The sequence below is a fragment of the Paenibacillus sp. CCS19 genome (assembly GCF_033239625.1).
Lineage (GTDB): Bacteria > Bacillota > Bacilli > Paenibacillales > Paenibacillaceae > Paenibacillus_T.
In genome coordinates, this window is sequence record NZ_BTCK01000042.1 from 19,723 (window position 1) to 32,615 (window position 12,893).

General features: G+C 53.7%; 9 protein-coding genes. 1 reads left to right on the top strand and 8 read right to left on the bottom strand.

Translation table 11 applies throughout. The features are described from left to right. Positions 1 to 61: 61 nt before the first annotated feature. The 5 genes from urtE to urtA form a co-directional block, all read right to left on the bottom strand. Positions 62 to 757, bottom strand: a complete 696-nt coding sequence (gene urtE / locus SBI19_RS23165; RefSeq protein ID WP_317971901.1) for an urea ABC transporter ATP-binding subunit UrtE — start codon at positions 755 to 757, stop codon at positions 62 to 64. Continuing rightward, complete coding sequence (urtD, locus tag SBI19_RS23170) at positions 735 to 1,526, bottom strand: urea ABC transporter ATP-binding protein UrtD (RefSeq protein WP_317971902.1); 792 nt, start codon at positions 1,524 to 1,526, stop codon at positions 735 to 737. The genes urtE and urtD overlap by 23 nt, the downstream gene beginning before the upstream one ends. Continuing rightward, positions 1,492 to 2,580, bottom strand: coding sequence for an urea ABC transporter permease subunit UrtC (urtC, locus tag SBI19_RS23175; RefSeq protein ID WP_483312327.1), 1,089 nt, complete (start codon positions 2,578 to 2,580; stop codon positions 1,492 to 1,494). Before urtC ends, urtD begins: the two co-directional genes overlap by 35 nt. Positions 2,581 to 2,594: 14 nt before the next feature. Then, complete coding sequence (gene urtB, locus SBI19_RS23180; protein ID WP_317971903.1) at positions 2,595 to 3,500, bottom strand: urea ABC transporter permease subunit UrtB; 906 nt, start codon at positions 3,498 to 3,500, stop codon at positions 2,595 to 2,597. Positions 3,501 to 3,637: 137 nt separating this feature from the next. After that, positions 3,638 to 4,897, bottom strand: a complete 1,260-nt coding sequence (gene urtA / locus SBI19_RS23185; RefSeq protein ID WP_317971904.1) for an urea ABC transporter substrate-binding protein — start codon at positions 4,895 to 4,897, stop codon at positions 3,638 to 3,640. Between the two features lie 528 nt (positions 4,898 to 5,425). Here urtA and SBI19_RS23190 point away from each other — a divergent pair. Beyond that, on the top strand, positions 5,426 to 6,886 hold the full coding sequence (locus SBI19_RS23190; protein ID WP_317971905.1) for a GGDEF domain-containing protein: 1,461 nt from the start codon (positions 5,426 to 5,428) through the stop codon (positions 6,884 to 6,886). Positions 6,887 to 6,944: 58 nt separating this feature from the next. On the opposite strand, the gene SBI19_RS23195 is transcribed toward SBI19_RS23190, so the two are convergent. The 3 genes from SBI19_RS23195 to mfd all read right to left on the bottom strand — a co-directional run bounded on the left by SBI19_RS23195 (position 6,945) and on the right by mfd (position 12,888). After that, a complete protein-coding gene (locus tag SBI19_RS23195; protein WP_317971906.1) occupies positions 6,945 to 8,066 on the bottom strand; it encodes a peptidylprolyl isomerase in 1,122 nt (373 codons plus the stop codon). A gap of 183 nt (positions 8,067 to 8,249) precedes the next feature. Continuing rightward, complete coding sequence (locus tag SBI19_RS23200) at positions 8,250 to 9,374, bottom strand: peptidylprolyl isomerase (RefSeq protein WP_317971907.1); 1,125 nt, start codon at positions 9,372 to 9,374, stop codon at positions 8,250 to 8,252. Continuing rightward, positions 9,361 to 12,888, bottom strand: a complete 3,528-nt coding sequence (gene mfd / locus SBI19_RS23205) for a transcription-repair coupling factor (protein ID WP_317971908.1) — start codon at positions 12,886 to 12,888, stop codon at positions 9,361 to 9,363. Before mfd ends, SBI19_RS23200 begins: the two co-directional genes overlap by 14 nt. Positions 12,889 to 12,893: the final 5 nt, after the last annotated feature.

The window sequence follows — 12,893 nt, forward strand, 5'->3', positions numbered from 1 at the left end:
GCCCGCCCACAACGTAGAAGCCCGGCATGCTCGCATACCAGGCTCCTACAAGGACTTACTTCTACACAGTCAAATACTTCCGCACCACTTCGTCGCTCAGTCGGTCTAACTCGCCTTCCCAAGCGACAGCGCCTTTATCGAGAATGTAGAAATAATCGCCTACGCTGCGGACAAACTCAAGACTCTGCTCGACAAGCAGAATAGCCGTCTTGCCGTCCTGTTTAATCGAGCGAATAACGTCCCGTATGTCATCGACAATGGACGGCTGAATCCCCTCGCACGGCTCGTCGAGCAATAGAAGCTCCGGCTTCGACGCGAGCGCACGGGCAAACGCCAGCTGCTGCTGTTGACCGCCCGACAGATCGCCACCGCGGCGCTCATACATGGACGGCAGCACCGGAAACTTCGCGATCGCTTCCGGCGGAATGCCAGTGCCCTTCTCCCGCGACGCCTCGAGTCCGACCAGAATATTCTCGTATACCGTCAGTTGGCTGAAGATTTCCCGCCCTTGCGGCACATATCCAATCCCTCGCTTCGCCCTTCGCGCCGGCGCCGCCTTCGTCAGATCCGCACCGCTGTAGGACACTGAGCCCTTGCGAGCCTTCAAAACGCCCATAATGCTCTTCATCAACGTCGTCTTGCCCACGCCATTACGGCCAAGCAGACAGACGACCTGCCCTGGCTTCACCTGAAGCGATACGCCTCGAAGAATAATACTTTCGCCATAACCGGCCTCAAGCTGTTGAACGGCTAGCATCCGCATTCCTCCTCTGCCCCAGATAAACCTCGGCCACCCGATCATCGCTCTGAATGTCGTCCATCGTGCCTTCTTTCAGAAGCTTACCTTCATGCATAACCGTTACTTTGCTTGCAAAATTACGCACGAACTCCATGTCGTGCTCCACAACGACGATCGTCCGCATCTTCGCGATTTCCTTCAGCAGCTCGCCGGTCTTATCGGTTTCCTTGTCCGTCATGCCCGCAACCGGCTCGTCGAGAAGCAGCACGCTGGGCTCCTGCATCAGCATAATGCCGATCTCGAGCCACTGCTTCTCGCCGTGCGACAGCCCTCCGGCTCGCCAAGACGCTTTGTCCTGCAGCCCGATCATCCCAAGCTGCTGCTCGATCCGCTCGCGGTCTTCCGCCGTAAGGCGGGCGAACAGCGTCGCGAATACGCTGCGGCGCTGGCGCATGGCGATCTCTAAATTTTCGAACACCGTCAAGGTTGGGAAGATGGATGGCGCTTGGAACTTGCGGCCGATGCCCAGTCCGGCGATCTGATGCTCCTTCTTCTTCGTCACATCGATCACACTGTCGCTGCTGTTATAAGTAACAGAGCCCGACGTTGCTCTTGTTTTGCCGCAAATAACATCGAGCATCGTTGTCTTGCCCGCACCATTGGGACCGATCAGAAAACGAAGTTCTCCCCGCTCAAGCGTCAAATTCATGCCTTGTATCGCTTTGAATCCGTCGAACGATACGGTGATATCCTCACACTGCAGGATGACGGACGGCTTCTTGCTCATGCTCGCTCACGCTCCTCTTGCGGAATTTAAGACGCTGGAACAGACTCGTGACGCCGCCTGGCAGGAACACAACGACTACGATAAACAGCCCGCCCATGATGAACGTCCACGCATCCGGGTATTGGGCACTAATTTCACTCTTAGCTCCATTCATAAGCACCGCACCCAGTGCAGCGCCGATCAGCGTACCGCGGCCGCCAATGGCAACCCAGAGCACCATCTCGATAGACGGAACGATGCCGAGCATCGAAGGCGAAATAATGCCGACGTGAAGAACGAACAGCATCCCCGCAAGCCCTGCTAATACCCCAGAAATCGCGAATGCGGTCATCTGATACAACGCTGGATTGTAGCCGATGAAACGAACGCGGTTCTCCCCGTCGCGGATCGCTCGCAGCACCTTGCCGAATCGGCTCTTGACGAGGAACCGACACAGCACGAACGCCACGACGAGGAAGATTGCCGTAATCCAATACAGCATCTGCTTCGTATCCGGCGATGAGATCGACTGGCCCGCAATTTTCGAATAGCCCGTGATCCCGTTGGTACCGCCTGTATATGCCTGCTGCCCGATCAGCAGCGTCGTCGTAATAATAACGAGCGCTTGCGTCAGAATCGTAAAGTAAACACCGCGGATCCGGTTGCGGAACGTAACATAACCAAGACCGAGCGCTAACAATCCAGGAATTAATAGCCCCGCTATGAAGGCAAAGCCTAGCGATTCGAACGGCTTCCAGAACGCCGGCAGCGCGGTAAGGCCGCTCCAGTCCATAAAGTCCGGCATCCTCCCGCCGCTTGCCTGCAGTTTCAGATGCATGGCCATTGCATAGCCGCCAAGGCCGAAGAAGACTCCGTGTCCTAGGCTGAGAATGCCGGTGTAGCCCCAGATCAGATCAAGACCAAGCGCAACAATTGCGAATGCGAGAAACTTCGCGAGCAGATTCAGACGAAAATCGCTCAAATAAAGCGGTGCGGAGAACATAGCCGCCGCCGCGACAGCATATCCGATAAGCGCCCATATGCGGGCACGACTCCAAGTTTGACTCCTCATCATAGCTGTGGTCACCTCTAATCCAATGATCGTGTACGCATCGCAACGAACCCTTTGGGCCGCCATTGCAGGAATGCGACGATACATACGAATACGAGCACTTTACCAAGCGAAGCATTCGTCCAATACTCGAACAGCGTATTCGTCATGCCGATGCCGAGCGCGCCGACCAGCGTACCGACCAGCTTGCCGACGCCGCCCAATACGACGACCATGAATGCATCGACGATATAGTACGTTCCGAGCGAAGGACCGATCGGACCCACCAGCGTGAGCGCACAGCCGGCGATGCCTGCGATTCCGGAGCCAATGGCGAACGTAACGGCATCGACTCTGCGGGTCGAGATGCCGAGGCAGGCCGCCATATCGCGGTTCTGCATAACGGCACGCATGTTGCGTCCCGAACTGCTGCGATAAATATAGAAGTACATAGCAAGCAGACAAATAATGACGAGACCGATAATGAACAGCCGTTTGTACGGCAGCACGACGCCTTCCATGATCGTGAGTCCACCGTCCAGCCAGGACGGACTCGTCACGCCGACATTCGGCGCACCGAAGATGGAACGCGCGAGCTGCTGCAGCGCCAATCCGACACCCCAAGTCGCAAGCAGACTGTCGAGCGGCCGCCCGTACAAATGCCGGATGAGCGATAGTTCAAGCAGCCATCCGAACAAGAATGCTACGGCGAAGCTTACCGGAATTGCGAGTATATAATAGTAGTCGAACATGGAAGCAGGCAGCGCGCTTTTAAACATATTTTGCGTCACATACGTTGCGTATGCACCGATCATAATGAGCTCACCATGCGCCATATTGATGACATTCATTAGACCGAACGTAATTGCGAGACCTAGTGCGATCAGCAGCAGTATGGAGCTGACACTGAGCCCATTGAACAGCTGCGTAACGTAAATTGCCATAAAGTCCACCCCACAGGCGAATCGATTATAAGCAGGAAGAAAGGAGTATCCGAGATTGCTGCTGCGAATACTCCTATCCTCCTTCCTCACTACTGATGTAAGATTATGTTCTGCCTCCCAAGGTTAGCTGCTTAGCGCTAGTTGCCCGAACTAAGCGTCGCTGCCCAAGTGTAGCCCTTTAAGTATGGATCTGGCTTAACCGGCTCGCCGGAGTTCCACAATTCCTTGAACATGCCGCCGGATTGCACCTCGCCGATGCGAACCGTCTTATACAAATGCTGCGTTGCGCCGTCAATCTTCACTTTGCCTTCTGGCGCATCCCATTCAAGCTCTTTCGCCGCTTCCTTCACCTTCGCAACGTCCGTGGAGCCTGCTTTCTCAACAGCAGCCGCCCACAGATATACCGCATCGTAACCAGCTTCGATCGGGTCCGCCGTTACGCGGTCAGCGCCGTACTTCTTCTTATAGTTCTCAACGAACGTCTTGTTCTGAGGCGTATCCGTCGTCTCGTAGTAGTTCCAAGCCGCCAGGTGGCCCGTCAGAACGTCTGCGCCGATACCGCGGATTTCTTCCTCCGCTACCGATACGGACAACGTCGTCAGGTCCTTCGATGTAATGCCTGCGTCCTTCAATTGTTTGAAGAAAGCAACGTTGCTGTCGCCGTTAAGCGTATTGAAGACGACATCCGGCTTCGCTTCTTTGATTTTCGTAATGAGCGTGCTGTAGTCCGTGTGACCGAGCGGCGTGTATTCTTCGCCTACCAGCTCGCCGCCTTCGGCTTTCAGCTGCTCTTTAATGATTTTGTTAGCCGTGCGCGGGAATACGTAGTCGGAACCAAGCAGATAGAATTTCTTGCCGCGGTTCTCGAGCAGCCACGTTACAGCCGGCACGATTTGTTGGTTCGTCGTCGCACCCGTGTAGAAAATGTTCGGCGAGGATTCCAGCCCCTCGTATTGAACCGGATACCAGAGCAGACCGTTCAGCTCCTCGAATACCGGCAGCATCGCCTTCCGGCTTGCCGACGTCCATCCGCCGAATACCGTTGCGACTTTATCTTCGGACAGGAGCTTGCGCGCCTTCTCTGCGAATGTCGGCCAATCCGACGCGCCATCTTCGGTTACAGGCTCGATCTGTTTGCCAAGGACGCCGCCCTTCGCATTGATCTCCTCGATCGCCATCATCTCGGCATCTTTAACCGACACCTCGCTGATCGACATCGTGCCGCTGAGGGAGTGAAGAATACCGACTTTAATCGTGTCACCACTCGCTGTCGTAGTTCCACCTTCTGTGGTGGACGCCGGTTTCTCTTCCTCGCTCGTTCCACAAGCCGCGAGACCAAGTGCAAGGACTAGCATTAGCAGTGCTGTGCGATGAATGCTCATTTTCTTTTTCTTCATACTCCCACTCCCCATATACGATCTGTTTCCGAACAATAGCTTTACAATTCGTTCCATCATTCGTGATTCCCATTATAGGGGTGGGTAAAGTTTCATGTCAATATAGTTTACATGAATAATTTGGATTAGTCGTGTAATCTTAAAAAGTTTAACCTTTATCGCCTTATTGTGTTAGATAACATTACATATATGACATGAAGTGTCCTGATATTCGGGAAAAAGGAGACTGACCGCTCGAATTATGTCATTTATCATAACAGAGTTGCTATGCGAGATTATTCGTGTTTTTGTATGCGGTTTCTATCCATTCAAATCGTTAGTTCCTTGGATTCAGCGTGGACTTGAATAAACGCGTTTGTTCAAGGCTGCATTTCTGGAAAATGTTAATAAAATTTTTGAATATCCCTTTAATTATTCTAAAATTTTGGTTTCCATACTGGACATCGCGCATAAACATGGTAGTATATTGGTGATTATTGCTAGTTAAATACTACCATTATCAGGGTGTGACTTATGATGCATCTCCGGATGCCGAGATTAGGCCTACGGTATCGATTCGCAGTTGCGATTACCGTCGGCATACTCATTCCAACCTCTCTCGTCAGTTTGCTTACCTACCGGCTCATCGATAACGAAGCCGAACGAGCAGCTCTTACAAGGATCGAGCACAGTCTCTCCGCTATTGATCACCAGCTCACCGCTACGATCGATACCGCCGAAGCCGATGCACAGTGGTTATCGAGGCTATTCACGGGCGATACAAGCGGCAGCTCCTCCATAGTTCAATACGATCTGCGCGCAATGATTGAGCTATTCCTGGAAGAGCACGAACAATACCGTTACATCGTTGTACGTTCTGACCACAGACCCGATCTTGTCTTCTCGCGGCCATCACAGCCTAAGCCTGCCGTTCCAACATCCACGAATACAACCGACAGCGCTTCCACTCACCAACTGATTGTCCATCCACTGGCGTCCGCACCCAATGGTCAACTTGAAGCAACGATTGAAACCAAGCTGCCCAGCCGCAATGGCTATCTCATCATCGGCTTGTCCTTGGAGCCAATTGCTGCAATGCTCAACGATGAAGCAGCCGCACAAGGTATCCGTTACCTGCTCACAGGTGTTAACGACACCGTACTTATCGATTCTAGGCAAGGAAGCAGAGACACCCTTCCAGATTCGTCAGCGCTCCAGCTCGTAACGAACTCACTTACCGATTGGCAGATCGCCGCCGAGACCCCAAATGTCAGCATCTATCCTGCCGCGATGTCTGCGATTCGATCGATCGCTTTTATTAGCGTTCTTACGATTCTGATTGCCCTGTTCGCATCCGCTCTGCTTGCTGCTCGTTTCACTCGACCGCTCCGAACCTACCATGAGGCGTTTGGACGTATGGCAGAAGGGGATCTGTCGTTCGCCATACCTGCCACTTCAGGTGACGAGTGGGGAAGACTGGGCGCTTCGTTCAATCGGATGTTGAAATCGCTTCAATTGTATGCGTTTTCCGATCCGCTGACAGGACTGCCGGATCGCCGTCGCATGCTTCAGCTTATTGAACAGCAGTTTCGGTTGAACAAATCCGGTGATTCGCATCCATTTGCAATCTGGTTCATCGACGTCGATAACTTCAAGCAAATGAATGACACGAAGGGACATGCCTTCGGTGATGACGTCGTTCGTCAGGTCGCCATCGAGCTGCAGAAGCTGATGCCATCGCCGAACGTCGTTTCCCGCTTCGGCGGAGACGAGTTCGTCATGCTGATGCCCGGCGCTAATGATTTGTCCTTGAAGGCGAATGCGACGAAATTGCAGGAACGGTTCGAGCGGGGCATTCAAGTTCGCGGCGAGCTGCTGCGCGTGCAGCTCAGCGTCGGGGTGGCGGTCTATCCGAAGGATGGCGAGACGCTGGATCAACTAATTGCAAGCGCTGACATCGCCATGTACAAAGCGAAGCGTAAAGGGAAGAACAACATTCAATTTCATTGACTCAACCAAGAAACCCCGACAATCGCTTGTGCGATTATCGGGGTCTTCTCGTCTTCTATTATTTGCTTGTTTCGGTGTCAGTCGCAGCTTTCGTGTCATCGCCAGCTGCTGCATCATCAGATGCTTTCGTATCGTCCGATGCCTTCGCGTCATCACCCGTTGCAGCATTACCGTTCGCATCGCTGCCCGTCGTGCCCGTGCTGTCGTCCGTTGCTGTCTCATCCTTAGGCAAGTTGATCGATTCGATCAGACCATCGAGCTCTTTGCTCATGAATGCTTCCATCTTCGCCGTGATTGCCGCGGTCTGAACGTCCGCCTTCGTATCCTCGGCGATCTCTTCATAGTTCTTATTTTCACGGCTCTCTACTTGAATGACATGGTAGCCGTAGTCCGTCTTCACAGGATCGCCGATCTTGCCGATTGGCTGCGTAATCGCGGCTTGCTTGAACTCCTCAACCCATTTGTTCGGGCTGTAGTTCTCATACAAGCCGCCGTTATCCTTCGAACCCGTGTCATCGGAATATTCTGTAGCGAGTGCTTTCCAGTCGCCGCCTGCGTCAAGCTTCTGCTTCACTTCTTGCGCACGCTTAAGAGCTTCCTCATCCTTACGCGTCTCTGCGCCCGTCGACATATCGACCGTTGCGATCAGAATGTGGCGAACGGAAACTTTGTTGTAGCCCGTCTTGTTCTTGTCGAACTCTGCTTTCAATTCTTCCTCGGTTACATTGCGCTCCCAGTACTTGCGAATCGTAACGATCTGCTTGTAGAACTGACGAACGTCGTCGGATTTCAGACCCGCTTCCTTCGCGGAATCCTTCATCGCCGTGTTGTCCTTGATTGCTGCTTCATATTGCTCGACGAAAGAATCGGAATCTGTTTTAGCTGCATCCTTATCCTCTTGGCTTGCCCGATCGAACAGTACCTTGTAGCCTACGTACTCTTTCAAATAGTGCTCTTTCGCCTCTGGAATCTGAATATACATCGAGAACGTCTGGTCGAGCATCGAGTAGAACGCGATGTACTTATTGAATTCCGATTCTGTCACTTGTCCACCTTTATAGGTAGCAACGACCTTGTCTTCTTTCTTGCCGCAAGCCGACAATGCGGATACGACGAGAAGCAGGGCCGCCATAAGCAAAAATCCGCGACGCCATGCGGATAAACGTGTTGTCTGTGCCATTATGAATCCCCTTTCAAAATTTCAACTTCTTGTATTGTAACAGATTGCTAGAGGGTTGGCTATTCACTTTAGTAGCTTCTGGAAGGTCATTTGGTGACATAAAGCGAGCGTCGCAGCGTGTTCGTCTGCACATGAAAAAGCGCACAGAGATGACCCTCCGCGCGCTTTCCCTCAACCATTTGATTACTTCGTGGTGCTTTCTTCTTTCTTCTCTGCATCCGTGCCCGTCGAAGTACCCGAATCGGTGCCCGTGTCAGCTTGTCCGCTGTCCTTGCTCGTATCACCCGAGCCGTCCGTCTTATCGGTCGTTGCTTCCTTCGGAAGCTCGACCTTCGTAATCAGGCCTGGCAGCTCATCGCTCATGAACGTGTTCAGGTTGTTCGTCGAGATCGATTGACGAAGCTCTTTCTTGATATCTTCCGGCACCTGCTCCCAGGTGCGTGTTTCGCGTTTCTCCACCTTGATGACGTGGTAGCCGAACTCCGTCTCGACAGGATCGCCGATCTTGCCGATCTCCTGCGTATTGGCTGCCTTCTTGAACGCTTCGACCCAAACGCGCGGCGCTTGGTTCTCATAGAGGCCGCCCTTCTCCTTGGAGCCCTCGTCATCCGAATACTTCTTCGCGAGAGCTGCCCAGTCGCCGCCCTTCTCGAGTTCAGCCTTTACTTCCTTCGCTTTCTTCAGAGCGTCTTCCTTCTTCAGCTTCTCTTCGCCAGTGGAAGGATCCTTGAAACCGATCAGAATGTGGCGCAGCGTTACGTTGTTGAAGTCCGTTGGCGCTTTATCATAGATCGCCTTCATCTCTTCGTCCTTCACGCTTTGCTCCGAGTTCTCCATGACCGTAATGATCATGCGGTAGAACCACTCCGCGTCATCATTCGTCAGACCGGCCTTATCCATCTTCGCTCTCATATTCGCGTCGCTCTTCGCCGCTTCCTCGAACTGCGTGACGAACGTCTTCACATCGTCCGATGCCGCATCCTTCGCCTTGTCATCCGCACGGCTGTACAGAATCTTGTAGCCGACATATTCGCGCAGGAATTGCTCCTTCATGCCTTCAATGGACAGATAAGCTTCTGCCGATGGGTTAACGATCGAGAAGAAGCTGATATAACGGTCGAACTCTTTGTCCGTCACTTTGCCGTCCTTGTACTCCGCAACTACCGTGCCTTCTTCGGAAGCAGGCGCTTTCGTTTCGTCTGTTTTCTTGCCGCAAGCGGACATGACGACCGCCAGCGACAGCAGCATTACCAGCATAGCGGACAAGCCGCGTCGGCCAGCGAAGCTGCGCTGTTTATTGTGCAACATCTTGGAGTGCTCCCTTCGATTTTGACGCATCCTTGCAAGCTTCAAGAAATTTCTCCAGCAGCTCAAGCTTCTGCTCCTGCGACAGCCCTTTGCCGCGAAGCAAAATATATGGCTGACCGCCAGCGCTCGCCTCGTCGAACAGCTTGAACCGGTTCTCGAATTTGAGGCAAAGCTGATCCAGCTTCTTTTTGTCGAACCGGCCGACCTCGGCAAGCTTCAGCATCCAATCGTCCGCCTTCTGAGAAATCTGCTCGATGCCATAATCGCCGCCATACGTTTTCAGCCGCGCTACAGCAAGCAGGTTCTCAACGGCGGCCGGCAGATCGCCGAAGCGGTCGACGAGCTCTTCGCCCAGATCCTCTGCTTCTGCAATAGAGCGAATGCTGGCCACCTTCTTGTAAATCTCGATCTTCTGAATGCTGTCATAAATATAATCCGACGGCAAGTATGCATCGATGCTGATGTCAATAACGGTCGACACCTTGCGCTCGACGACCTGCGTCGTTCCTTCAAGCTGCGATTTGCGGGCAGCCACTTCATCAGCGAGCATCTGCGAGTATAGATCGAAGCCGACCGAAGCGATGAAGCCGTGCTGCTCGGCCCCGAGCAGATTGCCCGCTCCGCGAATCGCAAGGTCGCGCATTGCGATTTTGAAGCCAGAGCCGAGCTCCGTGAACTCCTTGATCGACTGCAGCCTTTTCTCCGCTACCTCGGTGAGCACCTTGTCCCGTTGATACGTGAAGTACGCATACGCGATTCGGTTGGACCGGCCAACCCTTCCGCGCAGCTGATACAGCTGGGACAGGCCCATCTTGTCCGCATCATGGACGATAAGCGTATTTACGTTCGGAATGTCGACGCCTGTCTCGATAATGCTCGTGCTGACCAGCACGTCAGATTCGCCGTCGAGGAAGTCGAGAATCGTCTTCTCCAGCTCCTGCTCCGACATCTGTCCGTGACCGACTGCCACCCTCGCATCCGGCACAAGCGCCTTAATCTGATCGGCCATCTGGTGAATGCCCTGTACGCGGTTGTACAGATAGTATACCTGTCCGCCGCGCGCTAATTCACGTTCGACCGCTTCCCTGACAAGCGCTGCGCTGTATTCGAGGACGTACGTTTGAACCGGGAACCGGTTCTCCGGCGGCGTCTCGATAACCGACAGGTCGCGAACGCCCAGCATCGACATATGCAGCGTACGTGGAATTGGCGTTGCCGTGAGCGTCAGCACGTCAACGTTCGTCTTCAACCGCTTCAGCTTCTCTTTATGCGAGACTCCGAAACGCTGCTCTTCGTCGACGATGAGCAGGCCCAGATCCTTAAATACGACGTCCTGCGATAGCAGACGGTGCGTGCCGATAATGATGTCGACCGTACCCGCCTTGATCCCTTTCATCGTCTCCGTCTGCTCCTTGCGGGAACGGAAACGCGACAATACTTGCACCTTGAACGGATAACCGGAGAAACGCTCGCGGAACGTCTCGTAATGCTGCTGGGCAAGTATGGTCGTTGGTACCAGTATAGCCACTTGCTTGCCTTCTATAGCCGCCTTGAACGCAGCCCGTACCGCTACCTCTGTTTTGCCGTATCCAACGTCGCCGCATAAGAGACGATCCATCGGACGGGTCATCTCCATGTCCTTCTTGATTTCCTCTATGGCGCGAAGCTGGTCCCGCGTCTCGTCGTACGGGAACATCGCTTCGAACTCCTGTTGATATGGCGTATCCGTGCCGAAAGCAAACCCAGGGCTTGATTGACGATCCGCATACAGCTTAATAAGCTCATCGGCAATATCTTTGACCGACGAACGAACCTTCGTCTTTACTTTGTTCCATTCGTTGCCGCCGAGTTTGTAAATCTTCGGTTCCTTGTCCTCTGCGCCAACATACTTCTGAATCATATCAATCTGTTCGATTGGGATGGACAGCTTATCGCCGCCTGCATACATGACATGCATATAATCTTTATGAATGCCGCCAATGACAAGCGTACCGATGCCGAGGTATTTGCCGATACCATGATTCTGGTGAACGACATAGTCGCCGACCTTCAGCTCGGTGTAGCTCTTAATCCGTTCGGCGTTGTCGATCTTCTTATCGACACGCGTCGCCTTCCGCTGCTTCTGCGAGAACATCTCGCCCTCTGTAATGACGACCAGATGAATAGATGGCAGCTCGAAGCCAGCCTGCAGATTGCCCTCTAAGAGCATCGGAGGCTCAATATTGTAATCCTGCAGCACCCGGCGCATCCGGTCCATCCGCTCGCTGCTGCCAGCCAGCATCATAACGGTCGCTCCAGCTTTCTTCCAGCGGTCCATCTCTGCCTTAAGCACGTTCATCTGCCCGTGGAAGTTCTGCGTCGCACGACACATGAAGTTCAGAATGTTCTGCGGCTGCGTATGCGGAATTTGGCGCAGGAACAACGACAAGAACACCGTCTGATAAGCGCGGTGATGCAGAATTTCATCGGTCTCGCGAGCGAGCGGCAGCCCCGGAAGCGACTTGCCGTGCGACAGCAGATGGGTTGCCCACTCTGCCTCGTCCCGCTCCAGCTGGCGGGCCGTCTCGATGAGACGCAGCGGCTCATCCATAATGAGAAGCGTATCCGAATGAATATAATCAAGCAGCGTATGACGCTCTGGATAGAGCAGCGAGACGTACTTATACATTTCGCCAAAATACTGCCCTTCCCGCAGCTTCTCCATCTCGCTGCCGATCTCGGCGCGCAGACGTTCCTTGGCCGTGCGATCGGTCATGCGCTCCAGCTGCTTCTCGAGCAGGCCTGCCGCCTGCGCTGCTGCGTTCTGGAATCTGCGTTCGTCCGCAGGAAGCTCGCGACACGGCGTCACAACGAATGAATCCAGTTTATCGAGCGAACGCTGATCTGCCGGATCGAACGTACGGATCGAATCGATCTCGTCATCGAACCATTCCACGCGGCATGCTACCGGCGACGTCAGCGGATAGAAGTCTACAATGCCGCCGCGTACGCTCATCTCGCCTTTGGACTCGACGCGGTCGACTCGTTCATAGCCGATGCTCGTCATCCGGCGGAGGAACGTATCGATCGGCAGCGTGTCGCCGACCTTCAGCTCGATTTGCGCCTCTGCCATAATGCCTTTGACCGGCAAGTAGCGTCGCAAGCCGCTGAACGGAACGACGACAATCCCGCGATACCCTTGGGACAGCCTGATCAACGCATCTATGCGCTGTGCCAGCGTCTCGGGACTCGAGACAGCAGATTCGGCGGCCACCAATTCGTTGGCGGGATAAAGAAGAACATCGCCCGGAGGCAGCAGTTCATGCAAATCTTCTACAATTTTCTGGGCTGCGAACATATTGTGCGTGACGACCAGCATCGGCCGGTCCAAATCGGTGCGCAGCGCTGACATGAGCACTTGACGGGATGAACCAGCTAAGCCCGATATGAGCTGTTCTCGCATACCCGCCGTAACGCCCGATAGAACAGTCTGATAGTCGGCATCTGCGGCAAAAGCCTTAATTAACGCTTTCAATGGAA

Excerpts from the sequence above, each read along its gene's own strand:
- SBI19_RS23200 (WP_317971907.1), bottom strand. The coding sequence starts at position 9,374 with ATGTTGCACAATAAACAGCGCAGCTTCGCTGGCCGACGCGGCTTGTCC.
- urtE (WP_317971901.1), bottom strand. The coding sequence starts at position 757 with ATGCTAGCCGTTCAACAGCTTGAGGCCGGTTATGGCGAAAGTATTATT.
- urtB (WP_317971903.1), bottom strand. The coding sequence starts at position 3,500 with ATGGCAATTTACGTTACGCAGCTGTTCAATGGGCTCAGTGTCAGCTCC.
- urtD (WP_317971902.1), bottom strand. The coding sequence starts at position 1,526 with ATGAGCAAGAAGCCGTCCGTCATCCTGCAGTGTGAGGATATCACCGTA.
- SBI19_RS23195 (WP_317971906.1), bottom strand. The coding sequence starts at position 8,066 with ATGGCACAGACAACACGTTTATCCGCATGGCGTCGCGGATTTTTGCTT.
- SBI19_RS23190 (WP_317971905.1), top strand. The coding sequence starts at position 5,426 with ATGCCGAGATTAGGCCTACGGTATCGATTCGCAGTTGCGATTACCGTC.
- urtC (WP_483312327.1), bottom strand. The coding sequence starts at position 2,580 with ATGATGAGGAGTCAAACTTGGAGTCGTGCCCGCATATGGGCGCTTATC.
- urtA (WP_317971904.1), bottom strand. The coding sequence starts at position 4,897 with ATGAAGAAAAAGAAAATGAGCATTCATCGCACAGCACTGCTAATGCTA.